Below are 24,078 nucleotides of genomic sequence, written 5' to 3' on the forward strand. Positions count from 1 at the left end.
GAGAGCACACAGGGGAACCGCGCCTAGGTCGGCGCGCCCCGCGGAGGGCGCAGTGGCGCAATGGTCGTACCGGCGGGCCCATGGGGCGGTCGCCGTCTGTTCCCGCCTCCCGCGCCGGCGCGTCCGGCACCCTCCGGCGCCGCGCCGTCGCACCCGCTCGGCCACCCTCAGCGCACCCCCGCCACCCGCGCGCACGCACCCCACGCGTCCGCCGCACAGCGCGCCCGCCCCCGGGGGGATACGGATTTGGGCGAACGGCGGCGGACCGTGTAATGTCTTCATCGCTCGCCCCAATAGCTCAGTCGGCAGAGCGTCTCCATGGTAAGGAGAAGGTCAACGGTTCGATTCCGTTTTGGGGCTCTGGTGTGAGAGGTTCCCGTCGCAAGGCGGGTTCCGATCTCATCAAAGCGGTGTAGCTCAGTCGGTAGAGCAAGCGGCTCATAATCGCTGTGTCACCGGTTCAAGTCCGGTCACCGCTACTGACAGTAGCCGATTGTGGGGTCGGTCCTTCGATCGGCTACTCTTCTTGCGTTAAATAAGTCCATCCGTTCGTCCTAGGAGCACTCACGTGGCTGCCACCGACGTCCGCCCGAAGATCACGCTGGCCTGCGTGGAGTGCAAGGAGCGGAACTACATCACCAAGAAGAACCGGCGTAACAACCCGGATCGCCTTGAGATGAAGAAGCACTGCCCGCGTTGCAACGCGCACACCGCGCACCGCGAAACGCGATAAATAGGCTCGTTCGCGAGGCCGTCCCCTTCCGAGGGGGCGGCCTCGCGGCGTTTCCACGGTCGGGCCCCGGCTAATTTGGGACCCTCACACCAGACATCAGGAGGTGCCGGGCCATGGCGCTCGACCAGTCCTTCGTGGGACGGACCTACCCGCCCACCGCCCCCTACGAGGTGGGCCGGGAGAAGATCCGCGAGTTCGCCGAGGCCGTGGGGGAGACCAACCCGGTGTTCACGGACCCGGAAGCCGCCAAGGCGTACGGGTACTCCGACGTGATCGCCCCCCCGACCTTCGTGTTCTCCATCACCTTCCGTGCCGCCGGCCAGGTCATCGAGGACCCCCAGCTCGGCCTGGACTACAGCCGGGTCGTGCACGGCGACCAGAAGTTCGCCTACCGCCGCCCGGTGCGCGCCGGCGACCGGCTCACGGTCACCTCCACCATCGAGGCGATCAAGTCCCTCGCGGGCAACGACATCCTGGACATCCGCGGCGAGGTGCACGACGAGGCGGGCGAGCACGTCGTGACCGCCTGGACCAAGCTCGTGGCCCGCGCGGCCGAGGAGGCGTGAGCAGCTGATGACGGCGAAGATCGGCTACGACGACGTCGAGGTCGGCACCGAGCTGCCGGCCCGGACCTTCCCCGTGACCCGCGCCACCCTCGTGCGCTACGCGGGCGCCTCCGGGGACTTCAACCCCATCCACTGGAACGAGAAGTTCGCCAAGGAGGTGGGCCTGCCGGACGTGATCGCGCACGGCATGTTCACCATGGCCGAGGCGATCCGCGTGATCACCGACTGGCTCGGCGACCCGGGCGCGGTGGTCGAGTACGGCGTCCGCTTCACCAAGCCGGTCGTCGTGCCCAACGACGACCAGGGCGCCCTGATCGAGGTCAGCGGCAAGGTCGCGGCCAAGCTGGACGACAACACCGTCCGCGTCGACCTCACGGCGACCAGCGGCGGCCAGAAGGTGCTGGGCATGTCGCGAGCGGTCGTACGACTGGCCTGACGGCAGGGCCGCGGTTCCGCGGTCGAGCAGGTGATGTAAGGGGTGCCCGCTTGGCGGGGCGCCCCTTACGCGTCTCCGGGCGGACTCATGGGCTCGTGTGAAAGTGGGCTTGTGTGAAGTAGTGATTGAGCACTAACTTACTTCCCATGCCCAGGATGAGTGCAGAGGAGCGGCGCGAGAGCGTCGTCCGTGCGGCGATGGAGGAGTTCGGTCGAGGGGGCTACTACGGCACCTCCACCGAGGCCATCGCCAGTCGGGTCGGCGTGTCACAGCCGTACCTCTTCCGGCTCTTCCCGGGAAAGCGGGCGATCTTCCTGGCGGCGGCGGACCGTTGCATCCAGGACACCATCCGCATGTTCGAGGAGGCGGCCGAGGGGCTGGAGGGCGAGGAGGCCCTGCAAGCCATGGGCGCCGCCTACAAGAGGGTCATCGTCGAGCAGCCCTCCCGGCTGATGATGCAGATGCAGATGTTCCTGGCCGTCGCCGCCGCCGAGCAGGAGGGCGACCGGGAGTTCGGCGAGGCCGTGCGGGCCGGGTGGATGCGGCTGTGGGACGCCGTCCATGTGTCGCTCGGCGCCGACGTGGCCGGCACGACCGACTTCATGGCGTGCGGCATGCTCATCAACTGCCTGGTGGGCCTGGGCTTCCCTGCCGGTCACCGGGTGTGGGCGGGGCTGGACGCGGACCCGTTCCAGCGCGGAACGGGCGAACCGGCGGCGTAGGCAGGGCGCGGGACACCCATGGGCAGACCCGTGCCCACAAAAGTTAGTCATCGATAACTAACCGACCGACTGGGATCACATCCCCGGGGGAGCGATGTCACAGACCCGCAGGAGCGCCGCCTGGGCGCTTCTCGTCACCAGCGTCGCCGGATTCATGGCGGCCCTGGACAACCTCGTCGTCACCACCGCCCTGCCCTCGATCCGCGAGGATCTCGGCGGGGCGCTGGACGATCTGGAGTGGACGGTGAGCGCCTACACGCTCACCTTCGCCTGCCTGCTGATGTCCGGCGCCGCGCTCGGCGACCGGTTCGGCCGCAGGCGGCTGTTCATCGCCGGGCTCACCGTCTTCACCGGCGCGTCCGCCGCGGCGGCGATGGCACCCGGCATCGGCTCCCTGATCGCCGCCCGCGCGGTGCAGGGCGTGGGCGCGGCGGTGATGATGCCGCTCACGCTGACCCTGCTGACCGCGGCGGTGCCGGCGGCCAGGCGCGGCACGGTGTACGGCATCTGGGGCGCGGTCAACGGGCTGGCGGTCGCCTCCGGCCCGCTGATCGGGGGCAGCCTCACCGAACACGTGTCCTGGCACTGGATCTTCTGGCTGAACGTTCCGCTCGGCCTGCTCGTCCTGCCCCTGGCCCGCCTGCGGCTGGCCGAGTCGTACGGCGCCGACGCCCGCCTCGACATCCCCGGCACCCTGCTCGCCGGCGGCGGCCTCTTCGGGATCGTGTACGGCCTGGTCCGGGGCCCCTCCGACGGCTGGACGGACCCGGTCGTGCTGACCGCGCTGTCGGCCGGCGGCGTGCTCCTGCTCGCCTTCGTCGGCTGGGGCTCCCGGGCGGCCAGGCCCATGCTGCCGATGCGCCTGTTCCGCTCCCGCGCCTTCTCCGGGATCAACGCGGCGAGCCTGCTGATGTTCGTCGGCATGTTCGGCTCGATCTTCCTGCTCAGCCAGTACATGCAGAACGTGCTCGGCTACTCGCCCACGGCGGCGGGGCTCAGGATGCTGCCGTGGACCGGTATGCCGATGATCGTCGCACCGATCGCCGGGTTCCTGTCCGACCGCGTGGGCGGCCGCCCGGTCGTCGCCGCGGGCCTGCTGCTCCAGGCCGCCGGCCTCGGCTACCTGGCCTGCGTGGTCACCGCGCACGCCTCCTACGCCGACCAGCTGCCCGCCCTCGTCCTCAGCGGTGTCGGCATGGCCATGTACTTCGCCCCGGCAGCCGCCCTGGTGATGTCCAGCGTGCGCCCGCAGGAACAGGGCATCGCCTCGGGGGCGAACAACGCCCTGCGCGAGGTGGGCGGCGCGCTCGGCATCGCGGTGATGTCCTCGATCTTCTCGGCGTACGGCGGCTACACCTCCGCCCGGTCCTTCGTCGACGGCCTGCGCCCGGCCCTGATCACCGGCGCGTCGGTGGTCGCCCTCGCGGCGCTGGCCGCACTGGTGATCCCGGCGCGTGTCGCCGGCCTCCGGACGGCCCCGGCGGAACCGGCCGCACCGGCCCTGGAGACCACGGCGGGCTGACGCCGGCACGTCACCCCGGGACACACTCGGCCCACACGGTCTTGCACGGAAACGGGCCCTCGATCACCCCCCAACGGTCCGCCAGGGCGTCCACCAGGAGCAGCCCACGCCCCGACTCGGCGTCCACGGCGGGCCGTCGGACGTCCGGCAGCCGCTCGCCGCGCGGGTCGGTGACCTCGATCCGGAGCCGGTCGCCGTCGCGGCGGAGCGTCAGTCGGAAGTCCCGGCCCGGCACCCGGCCGTGCGTGACGGCATTCGCCGCCAGCTCGGCCACGAGGTGCGTCGCGGGGTCCGTGGGCAACCCCCATTGCCGCAACTGCGCCTCGGCGAGCAGCCGGGCGAGGCGGGCCCCGCGCCGGGTGGACGACAGCAGCAGGCTGAAGACGGGGGAGGGGGCGGGCGGTTGGGCCGTGTCGGCGGCGATCTTCTGGTTCACGCTGCTCAGCGTGACCGGAAACACCTACCGTGCGGAGTGAACGGGCGGTCGCGTGCGGTGACTGTCGGCGGGTTGTCCAGTGCTGTCCGGGCTGTCGGCGCCGTTGTCACGGGTAGGGCGCCGCGACAGGGCGCGGGACTACGGAGGGGTGCGGAATGTCGGTGGACGGCGAGGCGGTACGACCCGGCACGGAGGCGAACGAACCCGGGTGGGAGGTGGATCCGGACGACGAGTGGGGCGTGGCCGTGATCACCATGGTGGGACGGCAGCTGAAGCTGCTGCGCGAGGCGTCGGGCATGCGCGCCGCCGAGTTCGGGGCGGCCATCGGCTACGGCGAGGACCTGGTCTACAAGGTCGAGGGCGGAAAGCGGATTCCCCGGCGCGAGTACCTGGCCGAGTCCGACCGGGTGCTGGGGGCGGGCGGCGTCATCGCGGCGACGTGGGAGGACGTGAAGAAGGTCCGGTATCCGAAGACGGTTCGGGAACTGGGCAAGCTGGAAGCCAAGGCGGTCGAGATCGCACTGTACGAGTGCCACATCGTCCCGGGGCTGCTGCAGACGCCGGAGCACGCCCGAGCGGTGATCGGGGCAGCGCAGCCGCCGTACTCGCCGGATGACGTGGAGCGCATGGTGGCCGCTCGGCTGGCCCGGCAGTCGATCTTCGAACGCTCACCTGCTCCGGCGCTCAGTTTCGTCCTGGAGGAGGGGGTTCTGCGGCGTCCTATCGGAGGCACAATGGCAGGACGCCGGCAGCTCGAACGCCTGCTGGAGGTAGGTCGGTTGCACAACGTCGTGCTTCAGGTGATGCCGATGAGCTGCGACACGCATTCAGGGCTGGACGGTCGGATCGAACTGCTGAAGTTCCCAGACGGTACAGCCGTTGGTCGCTCCGACGGGGCGTTCAACGGCCGTCCGACCTCCGACCCCAAACACCTGCGCATCCTTGAGCTGCGGTATGGCACCATCCGGGCTCAGGCGCTCTCGCCGCGGGAGTCGCTGGCCTTCATCGAGCAACTGCTGGGAGAAACATGATCCGCAAGACCACGGCCGGGGACGCCTCCGAGCTGGCGTGGTTCAAGAGCAGCTACAGCGGCGGCAACGACGGCAACTCCTGCGTCGAGCTGGCCGTTTCCCCCGGTACCGTGCATGTCCGCGACTCCAAGGACACCGAGGGCCCCCGGCTGACGCTGACCCCCGGTGCGTGGGCGCGCTTCGTGTCGTACGCCTCGGCGGGCTGAGCCCTTTCAGGGCGGTTACCACGACGGTGTGATGCGGGACGGCCGGCCCTGCGTGGCGGCGCCCCGGCCCGACCAGCCCCCGCTCGTCCCGCCCCGTCGGCCCGTTCTCGTAGTCTTGGGGCCGTGCACGTACTCCACGACGCTCCGCTCGCCCCGCTCACCACCTTCCGGCTCGGTGGGCCCGCCACGCGGTTGGTGACCGCCGGGACCGATGCCGAGGTGATCGACGCCGTACGGGAGGCCGACGACAGCGGCACCCCGCTGCTGATCATCGGCGGTGGGTCGAACCTGGTCATCGGGGACAAGGGGTTCGAGGGGACCGCGCTGCGGATCGCCACCCGGGGGGTGGAGCTGCGCGGTACGACCCTGGAACTGGCGGCCGGTGAGGTGTGGAGCGACGCCGTCGCCCGCAGCGTGGAGGCCGGGCTCGCCGGGATCGAGTGCCTGGCCGGGATTCCCGGCTCCGCGGGCGCCACGCCGATCCAGAACGTGGGGGCGTACGGCCAGGAGGTCTCCGCCACCATCTCCGAGGTGATCGCCTACGACCGCCGCGCCGGCGAGACGGTCACCCTCGGCAACGAGGAGTGCGCCTTCTCGTACCGCCACAGCCGCTTCAAGGCCGACCCCGAGCGGTACGTCGTGCTGCGCGTCCGCTTCGAGCTGGAGGACGCGGGCGGGCTGTCCGCTCCGGTCAAGTACGCGGAGACGGCCCGCACGCTCGGCGTGCAGCCCGGGGACCGGGTGCCGCTGGCCGAGGCCCGCGAGACGGTGCTGAGGCTGCGGGCGGGCAAGGGCATGGTCCTCGACGCCGAGGACCACGACACCTGGTCGGCCGGTTCCTTCTTCACCAACCCGATCCTCAGCGAGGAGCGGTTCACGGCGTTCCGGGCGCGCGTGCGCGAGCGGCTCGGCGCGGACGTCGAGCCGCCCGCCTATCCGGCGGGGGAGGGCCGTACGAAGACCTCCGCGGCCTGGCTGATCGACAAGGCCGGCTACTCCAAGGGGTACGGCACCGGGCCCGCCCGCATCTCCACCAAGCACACCCTCGCCCTCACCAACCGCGGCGAGGCCACCACCGAGGACCTGCTCGCCCTCGCCCGCGAGGTCGTCGCCGGGGTGCGCGAGGCCTTCGGGATCACCCTCGTCAACGAGCCGGTGATGGTGGGCGTCGGCCTGTAGGTCCGGTGATCAGGCGGGCGGGCGCGTCAGCCAGTCGTCCACGCCCGCCAGCAGCCGCGCCTTGACGTCCGCCGGGGCGGCCGAGCCGCGCACCGACTGGCGGGCCAGCTCCGCCAGTTCGGGGTCGGAGAAGCCGTGCACATGGCGGGCGATCTCGTACTGCGCGGCCAGCCGGGAGCCGAACAGCAGCGGGTCGTCGGCGCCGAGCGCCATCGGCACACCGGCGTCGAAGAAGGTGCGCAGCGGCACGTCCTCCGGCTTCTCGTACACACCGAGCGCCACATTGGACGCCGGGCACACCTCGCACGTCACCTGGCGGTCGGCCAGCCGCTTCAGCAGCCGGGGGTCCTCGGCCGCCCGCACCCCGTGCCCGATCCGCGACGCGTGCAGATCGTCCAGGCAGTCCCGCACCGACGCCGGGCCGGTCAGCTCGCCGCCGTGCGGGGCCGACAGCAGACCGCCCTCCCGCGCGATGTGGAAGGCCCGGTCGAAGTCCCGCGCCATGCCCCGCCGTTCGTCGTTGGACAGCCCGAAGCCCACCACGCCCCGGTCCGCGTACCGCACCGCGAGCCGGGCCAGGGTGCGGGCGTCCAGCGGGTGCTTCATCCGGTTCGCGGCCACCAGGACCCGCATCCCGAGCCCGGTCTCCCGCGAGGTGTTCTCCACCGCGTCCAGGATGATCTCCAGCGTCGGGATCAGACCGCCGAGCCGGGGCGCGTACGACGTCGGGTCCACCTGGATCTCCAGCCAGCCGGAGCCGTCCCGCAGGTCCTCCTGGGCGGCCTCCCGCACCAGGCGCCGGATGTCCTCCGGCTCGCGCAGGCAGGAGCGCGCCGCGTCGTACAGCCGCTGGAAGCGGAACCAGCCCCGCTCGTCCGTGGCCCTGAGTTTCGGCGGCTCTCCGCTGGTCAGCGCCTCCGTCAGCGTCTCGGGCAGCCGTACGCCGTGCTTGTCGGCCAGTTCCAGGACGGTGCCCGGCCGCATCGAGCCGGTGAAATGCAGATGCAGGTGGGCCTTGGGCAGCTCAGAGAGATCACGTACACGCTCCATTCCCAGATGCTGCCTCACTCACCCGGTGTCCCGGTAGCCGTTTCCCCGGTCGAGGTCTTGCTCGTACAGACGAACGGGGCCCACCTGCGGGTGTCCGCAGATGGGCCCTTCATGCGCGAGGCGGACGTCAGTCCCGCGCCTCCGCCAGCAGCTTCTGGATCCGGCTCACGCCCTCCACCAGGTCCTCGTCACCCAGCGCGTACGAGAGCCGCAGGTAGCCCGGCGTGCCGAACGCCTCGCCCGGGACGACCGCGACCTCGGCCTCCTCCAGGATCAGCGCGGCCAGCTCGACCGTGTCCTGCGGGCGCTTGCCGCGGATCTCCTTGCCGATCAGGGCCTTGACCGACGGGTAGGCGTAGAAGGCGCCCTCGGGCTCCGGGCAGAACACGCCGTCGATCTCGTTGAGCATCCGCACGATGGTCCTGCGGCGCCGGTCGAAGGCCTCCCGCATCTTCGCCACGGCCTCCAGGCCACCGGAGACGGCGGCCAGCGCGGCGGCCTGGGCCACGTTGGAGACGTTCGAGGTGGCGTGCGACTGGAGGTTGGTCGCGGCCTTCACGACGTCCTTGGGGCCGATCACCCAGCCCACGCGCCAGCCGGTCATGGCGTACGTCTTCGCCACGCCGTTGACCACGATGCACTTGTCGCGCAGCTCGGGCAGCAGCGCCGGCAGCGAGACGGAGACCGCGTCGCCGTAGACCAGGTGCTCGTAGATCTCGTCGGTGAGCACCCACAGGCCGTGCTCCAGCGCCCAGCGGCCGATCGCCTCGGTCTCGGCCTCGGAGTACACGGCGCCGGTCGGGTTGGACGGGGAGACGAACAGGACGACCTTCGTCCGCTCCGTGCGCGCCGCCTCCAGCTGCTCGACGGAGACCCGGTAGCCGGTGGTCTCGTCGGCCACGACCTCCACCGGGACACCGCCCGCGAGGCGGATCGACTCCGGGTAGGTGGTCCAGTACGGCGCCGGGACGATGACCTCGTCGCCCGGGTCGAGGATCGCGGCGAACGCCTCGTAGATGGCCTGCTTGCCGCCGTTGGTGACCAGGATCTGGGAGACGTCCGGCTCCCAGCCGGAGTCGCGCAGCGTCTTCGCGGCGATCGCGGCCTTCAGCTCGGGCAGGCCGCCGGCCGGCGTGTACCGGTGGAACTTCGGGTTCTTGCAGGCCTCGATCGCGGCCTCGACGATGTAGTCCGGGGTGGGGAAGTCGGGCTCACCGGCGCCGAAGCCGATCACCGGTCGCCCGGCGGCCTTCAGGGCCTTGGCCTTGGCGTCCACGGCGAGGGTGGCGGACTCGGAGATCGCGCCGACTCGGGCGGAGACCCGGCGCTCGGTGGGAGGGGTTGCAGCGCTCATGGAGCCCATGGTTCCAGACCGGAAATGTCCCGGGCACACGGGTTTCACAGACTGAGCAGGGCGGGGTCGAGGCGTGAACAGGGATTCGAATCCGGCCCCCGGCCTGGACGATCTTCGATCCGGCGCCCCCGGACGGCCACTTTCTGTTCGACGCCGGGCGTCGGACCACGTACACTCTCACCTCGTTGGCCTCCAGCGGCCACCGCGACGGTCGGTGCACACCGAGCACCCGGGCGGATGCGGTACGTTGGGGACACACAAAGGGTCGTAGCTCAATTGGTAGAGCACCGGTCTCCAAAACCGGCGGTTGGGGGTTCAAGTCCCTCCGGCCCTGCTACACACACCGCCAGGATGTGTGCGCATGTACGTACAGCAATGCACCGCCGTGCGGCTCAGAAACCGGGCGCGGCACGGCCACGACCCGGGATCAGGTGAGGATTATGACGGACGCCGTGGGCTCCATCGACACGCCTGATGCCCGGGACGAAGTGCCCGAGTCCAAGAAGGCACGCAAGGGCGGCAAGCGCGCCAAGAAGGGCCCGCTGAAGCGCCTGGCCACCTTCTACCGCCAGATCGTCGCGGAGCTCCGCAAGGTCGTCTGGCCGACGCGGAACCAGCTGACGTCGTACACCACCGTGGTGATCTTCTTCGTCGCCATCATGATCGCGCTGGTGACCGTGATTGACTATGGGCTCAACCACGCCGCCAAGTACGTCTTCGGCTGAGCCAAGAGCGAAGGGCGCCGTGGCACCGGCGCCCGTTTTCGCATGTTCCACCCCTATGTAACCAGGAAGAAGCAGCCATCGTGTCTGACCCGAACCTGAACGACGACGCCACCGAGTCTCGCGGGAACGCTGCCGAGATGGTGGACGACGAGCTCGACATCGTCGAGGGCGCGGACGAGCAGGACGAGTTCGAGGCTGCCGAGGCCGAGGCGGGCGAGCCGGCCGAGGAGGCCGCGCTGCACACCGAGGACGCGGACGACGAGGACGAGGACGAGGAAGCCGAGGAGGACGGCGAGGACGCCGCCGCCGAGGCCGCCGACGAGGAGCCCGCGGCTCCGGTCGACCCGGTCCAGGCCCTGCGCGAGGAACTGCGCACCCTGCCCGGCGAGTGGTACGTCATCCACACCTACGCCGGCTACGAGAACCGCGTGAAGACCAACCTGGAGCAGCGCGCCGTCTCGCTGAACGTCGAGGACTACATCTTCCAGGCCGAGGTGCCGCAGGAAGAGGTCGTCCAGATCAAGAACGGCGACCGCAAGACGATCAAGCAGAACAAGCTGCCCGGTTACGTCCTGGTCCGCATGGACCTGACGAACGAGTCCTGGGGTGTCGTCCGCAACACGCCGGGCGTCACCGGCTTCGTCGGCAACGCCTACGACCCGTACCCGCTGACCCTGGACGAGATCGTCAAGATGCTCGCCCCGGAGGCCGAGGAGAAGGCCGCCCGCGAGGCCGCCGAGGCCGAGGGCAAGCCCGCCCCGCAGCGCAAGGTCGAGGTCCAGGTGCTGGACTTCGAGGTCGGCGACTCGGTCACCGTCACCGACGGCCCGTTCGCCACCCTCCAGGCGACCATCAACGAGATCAACGCCGACTCCAAGAAGGTCAAGGGCCTGGTGGAGATCTTCGGCCGCGAGACCCCGGTCGAGCTTTCCTTCGACCAGATCCAGAAGAACTAGTTCCTTTCTGGACCTATCGCTTCCGGCCAGGTCAGACGGGCTGTCACAGCCCGTCTGACCTGCTCGGTTTTTGGCCGCGCATCTATACCCGTTATCGTTGTGCGGTATGCCTGCATCCGGGTGGTCCCCGGGAGCGGGCAGGACCCGAATCGAAAGGACCCGGAGAGCTATGCCTCCCAAGAAGAAGAAGGTCACGGGGCTCATCAAGCTCCAGATCCAGGCCGGTGCCGCCAACCCGGCTCCGCCGGTCGGCCCGGCGCTGGGTCAGCACGGCGTCAACATCATGGAGTTCTGCAAGGCCTACAACGCCGCGACCGAGTCGCAGCGTGGCTGGGTCATCCCGGTGGAGATCACGGTCTACGAGGACCGCTCCTTCACCTTCGTCACCAAGACGCCGCCGGCCGCGAAGATGATCCTCAAGGCCGCGGGTGTGGAGAAGGGCTCCGGCGAGCCGCACAAGACCAAGGTCGCCAAGATCACCGAGGCGCAGGTTCGCGAGATCGCCCAGACCAAGATGCCCGACCTGAACGCGAACGACCTGGACGCCGCGGCGAAGATCATCGCCGGCACCGCGCGCTCCATGGGCGTCACGGTCGAGGGCTGACCCCCACCACCAGCAGGTAATGCGGCCGTGACCGGTCGCACGTGGCAGGGCCTGCTCGGCCCGAGGACCACGACTCCTTTCAGAACACACAGGAGCAAGTTGTGAGCAAGCGCAGCAAGGCTCTCCGCGCTGCGGACGCCAAGATCGACCGGGAGAAGCTGTACGCCCCGCTCGAGGCCGTCCGTCTCGCCAAGGAGACCTCCACGACCAAGTTCGACGGCACCGTCGAGGTCGCCTTCCGTCTGGGTGTCGACCCGCGCAAGGCCGACCAGATGGTCCGTGGCACCGTGAACCTTCCGCACGGCACCGGTAAGACCGCCCGGGTCCTGGTCTTCGCGACCGGTGACCGTGCCGAGGCCGCGCGTGCCGCGGGCGCCGACATCGTCGGTGCCGACGAGCTGATCGACGAGGTCTCGAAGGGCCGCCTGGACTTCGACGCCGTCGTCGCCACCCCGGACCTCATGGGCAAGGTCGGCCGCCTCGGCCGCGTCCTCGGCCCCCGTGGTCTGATGCCGAACCCGAAGACCGGCACCGTCACCCCCGACGTGGCCAAGGCCGTCACCGACATCAAGGGCGGCAAGATCGAGTTCCGCGTCGACAAGCACTCGAACCTGCACTTCATCATCGGCAAGGTGTCCTTCGACGACACCAAGCTGGTGGAGAACTACGGCGCCGCGCTGGAGGAGATCCTCCGTCTGAAGCCGTCCGCCGCCAAGGGTCGCTACATCAAGAAGGCCGCCATCACCACCACGATGGGCCCCGGCATCCAGCTCGACCCGAACCGCACCCGCAACCTCCTCGTCGAGGAGGACCCGGCCGCCGTCTGAGCCTCCCGCTCACCCCGGTAGCCGCGTCCGGTACGCGTGACCGAAGGGCGGGCCCTGCAACCTTTGAGGTGCGGGGCCCGTCCTTTCTGTGTACGAGCTTTGTCGTACGACGTGACTCTTGTATGGGGGTAGGACCAGATGACGAGCACCGCACGCCGGGTGACCCTTTCCGTGGCCGTGGTGGCAGCGCTGACCGGGGTGGCCGCGTGCGGCTCCTCGGGCTCCGGGAAGGGCGACGGCAAGGCGTCGGGTGACAGCACGGTCCACCTCAGCCCCGTCGCCGCCGTACTGCGCAGCGTCCAGCAGTCCACCGACAAGGCCGACTCGGCCAAGGTGCGCGCCGACATCTCCCTGGGCGATGTCATGAAGCTGACGGAGAATGGCTCCTTCGACTGGAGCGACGGCCTCAAGGGCAACGTGACCGTCGACTACACCGGCGGCAAGATGGCCGAGATGATGAGCAAGGCCGGCAGCTCCAGCATGGCGGTCCGCTACCTGGGGGACGGCTACTACGCGAAGATGAGCGACACCTTCGCGCGGCAGGCCGGGGGCGGCAAGCACTGGATCAAGTACGACTACGACTACCTGGCCAAGGCCGGCGGCGCCTCCGGAGCGTTCACGAAGGAGCAGCTCCAGTCGTCCACGCCGAACCAGTCGGTGAAGGTGCTGCTGGCCTCCGGGGACGTCAAGGAGGTCGGCCAGGAGACGGTCGACGGCACGCACACCCGGCACTACGCGGGCACCGTGGACGCGGCCGCCCTCGCGGGCAGGACCAGCAACCTCACCGCGGCCCAGCTCTCGGAGCTCAAACAGCAGCTGACCAAGTCCGGGATCACCACCGAGACCGTCGATATCTGGATCAACGACCAGAACCTGCTGGTCAAGCAGAGCGTGAAGGCGGCCACCGGCAACGGCACGCTGACCACCACCGCCCACTACAGCGACTACGGCGTGCCGGTCTCCGCCGAGGCGCCGCCGGCCTCCGACACCCTGGACATCGCCGACATGATGAAGTCGGCCGGCGCCGAGAGCCCCTCGGGCGGCACCGCGTCCGGCGGCACCGGCCTCACGTCCTGATCCGGCGGGCCGGCTCCCGATCCCCGCGGGACAGCCCTCGATCCCCAGGGGACCGGGGCCCGATTTGCTCCCTGGCGCCCCGGTCCCGTACGCTCATCCCCGAAGCCAAAGACCGCTGGTCGTTGCCGCGCGCTTTACAGGGTGCGGTGGCCGAAGGATCCGCTGAAAAGTGGGCGACCCGCGCAGGTGACTGTGGAAGAACTCCCGGAGTGCGCGTCCAGCGCGTGTGCGACCGGTCGAGTCCGCCCCGAGCGCCTGCGCCGGGGCGTTTCGTTTTCCCCAGTCCTCCTTCGGGTCCGCGCGGTCCGAATCACCCGGAAGGAGGCCGAGGCTCTATGGCGAGGCCCGACAAGGCTGCCGCGGTTGCGGAGCTGACGGACAAGTTCCGCAGCTCCAACGCCGCCGTGCTGACCGAGTACCGCGGTCTCACCGTGGCGCAGCTCAAGACGCTGCGCCGGTCGCTCGGTGAGAACGCCCAGTACGCCGTGGTGAAGAACACGCTGACCAAGATTGCGGCCAACGAGGCCGGGATCACGCTGGACGACCAGCTCTTCGCTGGTCCGACGGCCGTCGCCTTCGTCACCGGTGACCCGGTGGAGTCGGCGAAGGGTCTCCGTGACTTCGCCAAGGACAACCCGAATCTCGTCATCAAGGGCGGTGTCCTTGACGGCAAGGCGATGTCCGCCGACGAGATCAAGAAGCTTGCGGACCTCGAGTCCCGCGAGGTTCTGCTCAGCAAGCTGGCCGGTGCCATGAAGGGCAAGCAGTCCCAGGCTGCCTCCCTCTTCCAGGCGCTGCCGTCGAAGCTCGTCCGCACCGTGGACGCGCTGCGCGCCAAGCAGGCCGAGCAGGGCGGTGCCGAGTAATTCGGCTCGCTTTCTGACCCGCACCGTCCGGCGCGGGTCGCAGCGGGCCGACGTACGCCCGCCTTACCCAGTACATCCGGCACCTGCCGATTGAGTGGAAGGACCGCCATCATGGCGAAGCTCACCCAGGACGAGCTGCTTGCCCAGTTCGAGGAGATGACCCTCATCGAGCTCTCCGAGTTCGTGAAGGCCTTCGAGGAGAAGTTCGACGTCACCGCCGCCGCTGCCGCGCCGGTCGTCGTCGCCGGTGGTGCCGCTGGTGGCGCCGCCGCCGAGGCCGCCGAGGAGAAGGACGAGTTCGACGTCATCCTCACCGGCGCCGGCGACAAGAAGATCCAGGTCATCAAGGTCGTGCGTGAGCTGACCTCCCTGGGTCTGAAGGAGGCCAAGGACCTCGTCGACGGCACCCCGAAGCCGGTCCTCGAGAAGGTCAACAAGGAGACCGCCGAGAAGGCCGCCGAGTCCCTCAAGGGCGCCGGCGCCTCCGTCGAGGTCAAGTAACACCTCACGGGTCCGCACGGACTCGAACGCGCGCTGAATTCGGCCCTGTGGGGCTGTAACGCGAACGCACCGAAGAGCGATCATCCATCCGGGTGGTCGCTCTTCGGCGTATCCGGAGGACCGACCGCGGTTGCCTTGCACTCGCGGTGTCGAGAGGTATGGTGATCTTCGTCGTGTCTCCGGACGGCCCGGTTCCGGTGGGAGACCCTTGACGAACCGCACGCAGCGCGCAATTCTCAGGACGCGTCGTCACAAGGATCCGAATCCGAGGCATGGATCGGCGGCGAAGAGGGCAGTATGAACGTGCGTTGAGGGCAGCATGCCGAAGGCGTCGACAAGAGTGGTGAGCACAGCGAGGGTCTCGACAAACCCGCACTGGACATCAGTGTGCCAAGTGGCTACACTGACCCTTTGCGCTGCCTGTTAGCTGTCCCCTGCCCGTCACCAGGGGTCTGCCCTCACTCGAGCATCGATGGCCGAACCCCCTTGAGCTGGGGTTTCCGCCTCTGTGTTTGAGGGAGGGGCCGGTACGCGCGTAGTGAGTCCGAGCCCTCGGAAGGACCCCCTCTTGGCCGCCTCGCGCAACGCCTCGACCGCGAATACGAACAACGGCGCCAGCACCGCCCCGCTGCGCATTTCCTTTGCAAAGATCAAGGAGCCTCTCGAGGTTCCGAACCTGCTCGCGCTGCAGACCGAGAGCTTTGACTGGCTGCTCGGCAACACCGCCTGGCAGAGTCGGGTCGAGGAGGCTCTGGAGAACGGTCAGGACGTCCCCACCAAGTCCGGTCTGGAGGAGATCTTCGAGGAGATCTCCCCGATCGAGGACTTCTCCGGGTCGATGTCCCTGACGTTCCGGGACCACCGCTTCGAGCCGCCGAAGAACTCCATCGACGAGTGCAAGGAGCGCGACTTCACGTACGCCGCCCCGCTCTTCGTCACCGCCGAGTTCACCAACAACGAGACCGGTGAGATCAAGTCCCAGACGGTCTTCATGGGCGACTTCCCGCTCATGACGAACAAGGGCACCTTCGTCATCAACGGCACCGAGCGTGTCGTGGTGTCTCAGCTGGTCCGTTCCCCCGGTGTCTACTTCGACTCCTCCATCGACAAGACGTCCGACAAGGACATCTTCTCCGCCAAGATCATCCCGTCCCGGGGTGCCTGGCTGGAGATGGAGATCGACAAGCGCGACATGGTCGGTGTGCGTATCGACCGCAAGCGCAAGCAGTCGGTCACCGTCCTGCTGAAGGCGCTCGGCTGGACCACCGAGCAGATCCTCGAGGAGTTCGGCGACTACGAGTCGATGCGCGCCACCCTGGAGAAGGACCACACCCAGGGCCAGGACGACGCGCTGCTGGACATCTACCGCAAGCTGCGTCCGGGCGAGCCCCCCACGCGCGAGGCCGCGCAGACGCTGCTCGAGAACCTCTACTTCAACCCGAAGCGCTACGACCTCGCCAAGGTCGGCCGCTACAAGGTCAACAAGAAGCTGGGCGCCGACGCCCCGCTGGACGCCGGCATCCTGACCGTCGAGGACATCATCTCGACGATCAAGTACCTGGTGCAGCTGCACGCCGGCGAGACCGAGACCACGGGTGACAACGGCGAGACGATCGTCGTCGAGACCGACGACATCGACCACTTCGGCAACCGCCGTCTGCGCAGCGTCGGCGAGCTCATCCAGAACCAGGTCCGCACGGGTCTGGCCCGGATGGAGCGCGTCGTGCGCGAGCGCATGACGACCCAGGACGTCGAGGCGATCACGCCGCAGACCCTGATCAACATCCGGCCGGTCGTCGCCTCCATCAAGGAGTTCTTCGGCACCAGCCAGCTGTCGCAGTTCATGGACCAGAACAACCCCCTGTCTGGTCTGACCCACAAGCGTCGTCTCTCGGCGCTCGGCCCCGGTGGTCTGTCCCGTGAGCGGGCCGGCTTCGAGGTCCGAGACGTGCACCCCTCGCACTACGGCCGTATGTGCCCGATCGAGACGCCGGAAGGCCCGAACATCGGTCTGATCGGCTCGCTCGCCTCCTACGGCCGGGTCAACGCGTTCGGTTTCGTCGAGACCCCGTACCGCAAGGTCATCGACGGCCAGGTCACCGACGACGTCGACTACCTGACCGCCGACGAGGAGGACCGCTTCGTCATCGCGCAGGCCAACGCCCCGCTGACGGACGAGCTCCGCTTCGCCGAGGCCCGCGTGCTGGTCCGCCGCCGTGGCGGCGAGGTCGACTACGTCGGCCCCGAGGACGTGGACTACATGGACGTCTCGCCGCGCCAGATGGTGTCGGTCGCGACCGCCATGATCCCCTTCCTGGAGCACGACGACGCCAACCGTGCCCTCATGGGCGCGAACATGATGCGCCAGGCCGTTCCGCTCATCAAGTCGGAGGCCCCGCTCGTCGGCACCGGCATGGAGTACCGCTCCGCCGTCGACGCCGGCGACGTCGTCAAGGCCGAGAAGGCCGGTGTGGTCCAGGAGGTCTCCGCGGACTACATCACCACGGCCAACGACGACGGCACGTACATCACGTACCGCCTGCACAAGTTCTCCCGCTCCAACCAGGGCACCTCGGTCAACCAGAAGGTCATCGTCGACGAGGGCGACCGGGTCGTCGAGGGCCAGGTCCTCGCCGACGGTCCGGCCACCGAGAACGGCGAGATGGCCCTCGGCAAGAACCTGCTCGTGGCGTTCATGCCGTGGGAGGGTCACAACTACGAGGACGCGATCATCCTGTCGCAGCGCCTCGTGCAGGACGACGTCCTCTCCTCGATCCACATCGAGGAGCACGAGGTCGACGCCCGTGACACCAAGCTCGGCCCCGAGGAGATCACCCGGGACATCCCGAACGTCTCCGAGGAGGTCCTCGCCGACCTGGACGAGCGCGGCATCATCCGCATCGGTGCCGAGGTCATCGCCGGCGACATCCTCGTCGGCAAGGTCACCCCGAAGGGCGAGACCGAGCTGACCCCCGAGGAGCGCCTGCTGCGCGCGATCTTCGGTGAGAAGGCCCGTGAGGTCCGTGACACCTCGCTGAAGGTGCCGCACGGCGAGACCGGCAAGGTCATCGGCGTGCGCGTCTTCGACCGCGAGGAGGGCGACGAGCTGCCGCCGGGCGTGAACCAGCTGGTCCGCGTCTACGTCGCGCAGAAGCGCAAGATCACCGACGGTGACAAGCTCGCCGGCCGCCACGGCAACAAGGGTGTCATCTCCAAGATCCTGCCGATCGAGGACATGCCGTTCCTGGAGGACGGCACCCCGGTCGACATCATCCTCAACCCGCTGGGTGTGCCGTCCCGAATGAACCCGGGACAGGTCCTGGAGATCCACCTCGGCTGGCTCGCCAGCCGCGGCTGGGACGTCTCCGGTCTCGCCGACGAGTGGGCCAAGCGCCTCCAGGCCATCGGTGCCGACAAGGTCGCCCCGCGCACCAACGTCGCCACCCCGGTCTTCGACGGTGCCCGCGAGGACGAGCTGGCGGGTCTGCTGCAGCACACCATCCCGAACCGCGACGGCGAGCGCATGGTGCTCCCGTCCGGCAAGGCGCGGCTGTTCGACGGCCGCTCCGGTGAGCCGTTCCCGGACCCGATCTCGGTCGGCTACATGTACATCCTGAAGCTGCACCACCTGGTCGACGACAAGCTGCACGCCCGCTCGACCGGCCCGTACTCGATGATCACCCAGCAGCCGCTGGGTGGTAAGGCGCAGTTCGGTGGCCAGCGCTTCGGTGAGATGGAGGTGTGGGCCCTCGAGGCCTACGGCGCCGCGTACGCCCTCCAGGAGCTGCTGACCATCAAGTCCGACGACGTCACCGGCCGCGTGAAGGTCTACGAGGCCATCGTCAAGGGCGAGAACATCCCCGAGCCCGGCATCCCCGAGTCCTTCAAGGTGCTCATCAAGGAGATGCAGTCGCTCTGCCTGAACGTGGAGGTGCTGTCCAGCGACGGTATGTCCATCGAGATGCGTGACACCGACGAGGACGTCTTCCGCGCTGCGGAGGAGCTCGGCATCGACCTGTCCCGGCGCGAGCCGAGCAGCGTCGAAGAGGTCTGACGGGAGTCCGGCGGGGCCCTCACCCACAGGGCCCCGCCGACCCCCAGGCCCCCGTTTCAGACCACAGACTTACGACCCTGAGAGGGATTGACGCATAGTGCTCGACGTCAACTTCTTCGACGAGCTCCGGATCGGCCTGGCCACCGCTGACGACATTCGGCAGTGGAGCCACGGCGAGGTCAAGAAGCCCGAGACCATCAACTACCGCACCCTGAAGCCCGAGAAGGACGGACTCTTCTGCGAGAAGATCTTCGGCCCCACCCGGGACTGGGAGTGCTACTGCGGCAAGTACAAGCGCGTCCGCTTCAAGGGCATCATCTGCGAGCGCTGCGGCGTCGAGGTCACGCGCGCCAAGGTGCGCCGTGAGCGGATGGGCCACATCGAGCTCGCCGCGCCCGTCACCCACATCTGGTACTTCAAGGGCGTCCCGTCCCGCCTGGGCTACCTGCTGGACCTCGCCCCGAAGGACCTGGAGAAGGTCATCTACTTCGCGGCGTACATGATCACGTACGTCGACGAGGAGCGCCGCACCCGCGACCTGCCCTCGCTGGAGGCGCACGTCTCGGTCGAGCGCCAGCAGATCGAGAACCGCCGCGACTCCGACCTGGAGGCCCGCGCCAAGAAGCTCGAGTCCGACCTGGCCGAGCTGGAGGCCGAGGGCGCCAAGGCGGACGTGCGCCGCAAGGTGCGCGAGGGTGCCGAGCGCGAGATGAAGCAGCTGCGCGACCGCGCGCAGCGCGAGATCGACCGCCTCGACGAGGTGTGGAACCGGTTCAAGAACCTCAAGGTCCAGGACCTGGAGGGCGACGAGCTGCTCTACCGCGAGCTGCGCGACCGCTTCGGCACGTACTTCGACGGCTCGATGGGTGCCGCGGCGCTGCAGAAGCGCCTGGAGTCCTTCGACCTCGAGGAGGAGGCCGAGAAGCTCCGCGAGATCATCCGCACCGGCAAGGGCCAGAAGAAGACCCGTGCCCTCAAGCGGCTCAAGGTCGTCTCCGCGTTCCTGCAGACCTCCAACAGCCCCAAGGGCATGGTCCTGGACTGCGTCCCGGTCATCCCGCCGGACCTGCGTCCGATGGTGCAGCTGGACGGTGGCCGCTTCGCGACCTCCGACCTGAACGACCTGTACCGCCGTGTCATCAACCGCAACAACCGCCTGAAGCGGCTTCTCGACCTCGGCGCGCCCGAGATCATCGTGAACAACGAGAAGCGCATGCTCCAGGAGGCGGTCGACGCCCTCTTCGACAACGGCCGCCGCGGCCGCCCGGTCACGGGCCCCGGCAACCGTCCGCTGAAGTCCCTCAGCGACATGCTGAAGGGCAAGCAGGGCCGTTTCCGCCAGAACCTGCTCGGCAAGCGTGTCGACTACTCGGCGCGTTCCGTCATCGTCGTCGGCCCGCAGCTCAAGCTGCACCAGTGCGGTCTGCCCAAGGCGATGGCGCTGGAGCTGTTCAAGCCGTTCGTGATGAAGCGCCTGGTCGACCTGAACCACGCGCAGAACATCAAGTCGGCCAAGCGCATGGTCGAGCGCGGCCGCACCGTCGTGTACGACGTCCTCGAAGAGGTCATCGCCGAGCACCCGGTGCTGCTGAACCGTGCGCCCACCCTGCACCGCCTCGGCATCCAGGCCTTCGAGCCGCAGCTGGTCGAGGGCAAGGCCATCCAGATCCACCCGCTCGTCTGCACCGCGTTCAACGCGGACTTCGACGGTGACCAGATGGCCGTGCACCTGCCGCTGTCCGCGGAGGCGCAGGCCGAGGCCCGCATCCTGATGCTGTCCTCGAACAACATCCTCAAGCCGGCCGACGGCCGCCCGGTGACGATGCCGACCCAGGACATGGTCCTCGGTCTGTTCTTCCTCACCACCGACGGCGAGCTGCGCGACGTCAAGGGCGAGGGCCGCGCGTTCGGCTCCACGGCCGAGGCGACCATGGCGTTCGACGCGGGCGAGCTGTCGCTCCAGTCGCGGGTCGACATCCGCTTCCCGGTGGGCACCATCCCGCCGCGTGGCTGGACGCCGCCGGCCCGTGAGGAGGGCGAGCCCGAGTGGCAGCAGGGTGACAGCTTCCGGCTGACCACCACCCTGGGCCGCGCGCTCTTCAACGAGCTGCTGCCCGAGGACTACCCGTTCGTCGACTACTCGGTGGGCAAGAAGCAGCTCTCCGAGATCGTCAACGACCTGGCCGAGCGCTACCCCAAGGTCATCGTGGCGGCGACGCTCGACAACCTGAAGGCGGCCGGCTTCTACTGGGCGACCCGTTCCGGTGTCACCGTGGCCATCTCCGACGTCGTCGTTCCCGAGGCGAAGAAGGAGATCGTCAAGGGCTACGAGGCGCAGGACGAGAAGGTCCAGAAGCAGTACGAGCGCGGTCTGATCACCAAGGAAGAGCGCACTCAGGAGCTCATCGCGATCTGGACCAAGGCGACCAACGAGGTCGCCGAGGCGATGAACGAGAACTTCCCCAAGACCAACCCCATCTTCATGATGGTTGACTCGGGTGCCCGAGGAAACATGATGCAGATGCGGCAGATCGCCGGTATGCGTGGTCTGGTGTCGAACGCGAAGAACGAGACCATCCCGCGTCCGATCAAGGCCTCGTTCCGTGAGGGTCTGTCCGTGCTGGAGTACTTCATCTCCACCCACGGTGCCCGTAAGGGTCTGGCGGACACCGCTCTGCGTACCGCCGACTCGGGTTACCTCACCCGTCGTCTGGTCGACGTCTCCCAGGACGTCATCATCCGCGAGGAGGACTGCGGCACCGAGCGCGGCCTCAAGCTGGCGATCGCCGAGCGCGGCGAGGACGGTGTCCTGCGCAAGACGGGCAACGTCGAGACGTCCGTGTACGCGCGCTGCCTCGCCGAGGACATCGTGGTCGACGGCAAGGTGCTGGCCCCGGCCGGTACCGACCTCGGCGACGTCCTCATCGAGGAACTGGTCAAGCACGGCGTGGAGACGGTCAAGACCCGCTCGGTCCTGACCTGCGAGTCCGCCGTCGGCACCTGCGCGATGTGCTACGGCCGCTCGCTGGCCACCGGCAAGCTGGTCGACATCGGTGAGGCGGTCGGCATCATCGCCGCCCAGTCCATCGGTGAGCCCGGTACCCAGCTGACGATGCGTACCTTCCACACCGGTGGTGTGGCCGGTGACGACATCACCCAGGGTCTGCCGCGTGTCGTCGAGCTCTTCGAGGCCCGTACCCCGAAGGGTGTCGCCCCGATCTCCGAGGCCTCCGGCCGCGTGCGGATCGAGGAGACCGAGAAGACGAAGAAGCTCGTCGTCACCCCGGACGACGGCAGCGACGAGACGGCGTACCCGATCTCCAAGCGTGCCAAGGTCCTGGTCCGCGAGGGCGAGCACGTCGAGGTGGGCCAGCAGCTCACCGTGGGTGCCACCAACCCGCACGACGTGCTGCGCATCCTGGGTCAGCGTGCCGTCCAGGTCCACCTGGTCGGCGAGGTCCAGAAGGTCTACAACTCGCAGGGTGTGTCGATCCACGACAAGCACATCGAGATCATCATCCGGCAGATGCTGCGCCGGGTGACGATCATCGAGTCGGGCGACGCGGAGCTGCTGCCCGGCGAGCTGGTCGAGCGCTCGAAGTTCGAGACCGAGAACCGTCGCGTGGTCCAGGAGGGCGGCCACCCGGCCTCCGGTCGTCCGCAGCTGATGGGTATCACCAAGGCCTCGCTGGCGACGGAGTCCTGGCTGTCGGCCGCCTCCTTCCAGGAGACGACCCGAGTCCTGACGGACGCGGCGATCAACGCCAAGTCCGACAGCCTCATCGGCCTCAAGGAGAACGTCATCATCGGTAAGCTCATCCCGGCCGGTACGGGTCTGTCCCGCTACCGCAACATCCGGGTCGAGCCGACCGAGGAGGCCAAGGCCGCGATGTACTCGGCCGTCGGCTACGACGACATCGACTACTCGCCGTTCGGCACCGGCTCCGGCCAGGCCGTTCCGCTGGAGGACTACGACTACGGTCCGTACAACCAGTAAGCGGGCAGTCTGAAGGGCGGCCACTCCCCTCGGGGGGCGGCCGCCCTTCGGCATGTCCGGGGGACGTCAGCGGGGCAGACCCGCGTAGTGCCCCAGGGCGGTCAGCCGGGTGTGGTGGTCCGGGTGGGAGGACAGCAGCCGGCCCAGGGGACCGGGCTCCTTGAGCTTCTGGCCCTGCGCGGCCAGGGCGGCCTTCTTCGTGGCCTCCTCCGTCTCCAGGTGGTACAGGACCTCGGCCAGTTCACGGGCGAAGCCCAGCTCGGCCGCCTGCTGGTCGGCGCGCAGTTCCCCGCGCCGGCCGGCGTAGGCCAGCAGGAACGGGGCGAGCACGAGCGGGATCGCGATGTACCAGGCGACGAAGAACGCGCAGAACACCGCCAGCGCCATGAACAGGCCGAGTGCCAGCGTCGCGATGACGGAGAAGTACCCGGTGATCAGGAGCGCGAACGCCGCCAGCGTCCGGGTCACCGCCCAGGCGATCCGGCCGGGCAGGGAGTACCAGTAGCCGAGCAGACCGGCCCAGGCGTGGCCGCCGGTGTGGTGGCCGAGCTCGTGCGCGAGCACGGCGGCGAGATTGCTGCTCGGGATGCGGTTGAGCGAGTAGGTCGTGACGGCGACGACATGGCCGGCCACCGCGGCCGCGTTCAGCTCCTCGCTGTTCTGCACCATCAGCTGGTACGTGCCCGGTTCTATGCCCGCGCGGGCCGTCACCTCGTGCCAGATCGGCTCCAGCCGGGCCCGTTCCTCCTCGGTGGGCCGGCGCAGTTTGAGCACGAGGCGGGCGAAGGCCAGCTCGGTCGGCCGGTGGAAGACGAGCAGTCCGGAGGCGGCCCAGGCCACGACCACCAGCGTCCCCACGCCGGTCCCGAACAGACGGAACGCGACCGTGGCGACCAGGCCGAGGCTGACCAGGGCCCCCGGCACCTGCACGGCCAGCCGCCCGATCGCCGTGATGTCGGCCCCGCGCTGGTGCTCGGCCACGTGCACCCGGGCACCGCGGTGCCGGTACTCGAGATCGTCCGGCGCGGACTCGGGCACGGGTGGAGCCGCGCCCGGAGGCAGCGACGGCATCGGCGGCACGGCGCCACCGGGGACCGCGGGGGCGGGGAGGACGGCGCTCGTCGACAGCGTCGGCGGGGGGGTGGCGGGGGCCGTCTTGGCGTGGGGAAGGTCGGCGGGGGGCGGGGCGGGGGGCGGGGGGTCGGGGGGCCGGGCGGGCGCCGCCGAGGTGATCTA

General features: G+C 69.0%; 21 protein-coding genes and 3 tRNA genes. 20 read left to right on the forward strand and 4 right to left on the reverse strand.

From position 1 onward, the window contains the following. Window positions 1-287 precede the first annotated feature (287 nt). The 7 genes from FRZ03_RS02720 (at window position 288) to FRZ03_RS02750 (ending at window position 3,979) form a co-directional block, all read left to right on the forward strand. A tRNA-Thr gene (locus FRZ03_RS02720) sits at window positions 288-360 on the forward strand. A gap of 46 nt (window positions 361-406) precedes the next feature. Continuing rightward, window positions 407-479: transfer RNA gene (locus FRZ03_RS02725), tRNA-Met, on the forward strand. 89 nt (window positions 480-568) lie between these two features. Then, window positions 569-733 (forward strand): 50S ribosomal protein L33, encoded by a 165-nt coding sequence (gene rpmG / locus FRZ03_RS02730; RefSeq protein WP_003948671.1) that lies wholly within the window; start codon window positions 569-571, stop codon window positions 731-733. A gap of 113 nt (window positions 734-846) precedes the next feature. Continuing rightward, window positions 847-1,299, forward strand: a complete 453-nt coding sequence (locus FRZ03_RS02735; RefSeq protein WP_074993004.1) for a MaoC family dehydratase N-terminal domain-containing protein — start codon at window positions 847-849, stop codon at window positions 1,297-1,299. Window positions 1,300-1,306: 7 nt separating this feature from the next. Next, window positions 1,307-1,735 carry a MaoC family dehydratase gene (locus FRZ03_RS02740; protein ID WP_146463554.1) on the forward strand — a complete coding sequence of 143 codons (429 nt, stop codon included), beginning with the start codon at window positions 1,307-1,309 and terminating at the stop codon, window positions 1,733-1,735. Between the two features lie 146 nt (window positions 1,736-1,881). Next, window positions 1,882-2,457 (forward strand): TetR/AcrR family transcriptional regulator, encoded by a 576-nt coding sequence (locus FRZ03_RS02745; protein ID WP_186785226.1) that lies wholly within the window; start codon window positions 1,882-1,884, stop codon window positions 2,455-2,457. Window positions 2,458-2,551: 94 nt separating this feature from the next. Then, window positions 2,552-3,979 carry a DHA2 family efflux MFS transporter permease subunit gene (locus FRZ03_RS02750; RefSeq protein ID WP_146463556.1) on the forward strand — a complete coding sequence of 476 codons (1,428 nt, stop codon included), beginning with the start codon at window positions 2,552-2,554 and terminating at the stop codon, window positions 3,977-3,979. 10 nt (window positions 3,980-3,989) lie between these two features. Here the strand turns inward: FRZ03_RS02750 and FRZ03_RS02755 are convergent, their stop codons facing one another. Next, window positions 3,990-4,415, reverse strand: a complete 426-nt coding sequence (locus FRZ03_RS02755) for an ATP-binding protein (protein ID WP_146463557.1) — start codon at window positions 4,413-4,415, stop codon at window positions 3,990-3,992. A 155-nt stretch (window positions 4,416-4,570) separates the two neighbouring features. On the opposite strand from FRZ03_RS02755, the gene FRZ03_RS02760 reads away from it, so the two are divergent. From FRZ03_RS02760 to FRZ03_RS02770, 3 genes are all read left to right on the forward strand, one after another. Beyond that, window positions 4,571-5,446 (forward strand): helix-turn-helix domain-containing protein, encoded by an 876-nt coding sequence (locus FRZ03_RS02760; RefSeq protein WP_146463558.1) that lies wholly within the window; start codon window positions 4,571-4,573, stop codon window positions 5,444-5,446. Beyond that, window positions 5,443-5,652 carry a DUF397 domain-containing protein gene (locus FRZ03_RS02765; protein ID WP_146463559.1) on the forward strand — a complete coding sequence of 70 codons (210 nt, stop codon included), beginning with the start codon at window positions 5,443-5,445 and terminating at the stop codon, window positions 5,650-5,652. The genes FRZ03_RS02760 and FRZ03_RS02765 overlap by 4 nt, the downstream gene beginning before the upstream one ends. Window positions 5,653-5,775: 123 nt before the next feature. After that, a complete protein-coding gene (locus FRZ03_RS02770; RefSeq protein ID WP_146463560.1) occupies window positions 5,776-6,831 on the forward strand; it encodes a UDP-N-acetylmuramate dehydrogenase in 1,056 nt (351 codons plus the stop codon). A 9-nt stretch (window positions 6,832-6,840) separates the two neighbouring features. On the opposite strand, the gene FRZ03_RS02775 is transcribed toward FRZ03_RS02770, so the two are convergent. Both FRZ03_RS02775 and FRZ03_RS02780 read right to left on the reverse strand, forming a co-directional pair. Further along, complete coding sequence (locus FRZ03_RS02775) at window positions 6,841-7,881, reverse strand: adenosine deaminase (RefSeq protein ID WP_146463561.1); 1,041 nt, start codon at window positions 7,879-7,881, stop codon at window positions 6,841-6,843. 127 nt (window positions 7,882-8,008) lie between these two features. After that, entirely contained in the window at window positions 8,009-9,235 is a 1,227-nt protein-coding gene (locus tag FRZ03_RS02780; protein ID WP_146463562.1) for a pyridoxal phosphate-dependent aminotransferase, read from the reverse strand. Between the two features lie 261 nt (window positions 9,236-9,496). On the opposite strand from FRZ03_RS02780, the gene FRZ03_RS02785 reads away from it, so the two are divergent. The 10 genes from FRZ03_RS02785 to FRZ03_RS02835 all read left to right on the forward strand — a co-directional run bounded on the left by FRZ03_RS02785 (window position 9,497) and on the right by FRZ03_RS02835 (window position 22,842). Next, window positions 9,497-9,569 (forward strand) — tRNA-Trp (locus FRZ03_RS02785). 106 nt (window positions 9,570-9,675) lie between these two features. Next, window positions 9,676-9,960: a preprotein translocase subunit SecE gene (gene secE, locus FRZ03_RS02790; protein ID WP_070026335.1), complete on the forward strand. Its 285-nt coding sequence runs from the start codon at window positions 9,676-9,678 to the stop codon at window positions 9,958-9,960. A gap of 80 nt (window positions 9,961-10,040) precedes the next feature. Then, window positions 10,041-10,916: a transcription termination/antitermination protein NusG gene (gene nusG, locus FRZ03_RS02795; protein WP_146463563.1), complete on the forward strand. Its 876-nt coding sequence runs from the start codon at window positions 10,041-10,043 to the stop codon at window positions 10,914-10,916. Window positions 10,917-11,085: 169 nt separating this feature from the next. Next, window positions 11,086-11,520, forward strand: coding sequence for a 50S ribosomal protein L11 (rplK, locus tag FRZ03_RS02800; protein WP_030747472.1), 435 nt, complete (start codon window positions 11,086-11,088; stop codon window positions 11,518-11,520). A gap of 101 nt (window positions 11,521-11,621) precedes the next feature. Beyond that, window positions 11,622-12,347, forward strand: a complete 726-nt coding sequence (rplA, locus tag FRZ03_RS02805) for a 50S ribosomal protein L1 (protein WP_145482786.1) — start codon at window positions 11,622-11,624, stop codon at window positions 12,345-12,347. A 138-nt stretch (window positions 12,348-12,485) separates the two neighbouring features. Next, window positions 12,486-13,424, forward strand: coding sequence for an SCO4651 family lipoprotein (locus tag FRZ03_RS02810; protein WP_146463564.1), 939 nt, complete (start codon window positions 12,486-12,488; stop codon window positions 13,422-13,424). A gap of 335 nt (window positions 13,425-13,759) precedes the next feature. After that, window positions 13,760-14,290 carry a 50S ribosomal protein L10 gene (gene rplJ, locus FRZ03_RS02815; RefSeq protein WP_070026331.1) on the forward strand — a complete coding sequence of 177 codons (531 nt, stop codon included), beginning with the start codon at window positions 13,760-13,762 and terminating at the stop codon, window positions 14,288-14,290. A 111-nt stretch (window positions 14,291-14,401) separates the two neighbouring features. Continuing rightward, window positions 14,402-14,791 (forward strand): 50S ribosomal protein L7/L12, encoded by a 390-nt coding sequence (gene rplL, locus FRZ03_RS02820; RefSeq protein ID WP_146463565.1) that lies wholly within the window; start codon window positions 14,402-14,404, stop codon window positions 14,789-14,791. 568 nt (window positions 14,792-15,359) lie between these two features. Then, on the forward strand, window positions 15,360-18,845 hold the full coding sequence (gene rpoB / locus FRZ03_RS02830; protein WP_070026330.1) for a DNA-directed RNA polymerase subunit beta: 3,486 nt from the start codon (window positions 15,360-15,362) through the stop codon (window positions 18,843-18,845). Window positions 18,846-18,942: 97 nt separating this feature from the next. Then, window positions 18,943-22,842: a DNA-directed RNA polymerase subunit beta' gene (locus FRZ03_RS02835; RefSeq protein WP_146463566.1), complete on the forward strand. Its 3,900-nt coding sequence runs from the start codon at window positions 18,943-18,945 to the stop codon at window positions 22,840-22,842. Window positions 22,843-22,908: 66 nt separating this feature from the next. On the opposite strand, the gene FRZ03_RS02840 is transcribed toward FRZ03_RS02835, so the two are convergent. Further along, a complete protein-coding gene (locus tag FRZ03_RS02840; protein ID WP_261398478.1) occupies window positions 22,909-23,880 on the reverse strand; it encodes a M48 family metalloprotease in 972 nt (323 codons plus the stop codon). Window positions 23,881-24,078: the final 198 nt, after the last annotated feature.

Source organism: Streptomyces misionensis (assembly GCF_007896895.1).
GTDB lineage: Bacteria > Actinomycetota > Actinomycetes > Streptomycetales > Streptomycetaceae > Streptomyces > Streptomyces misionensis_A.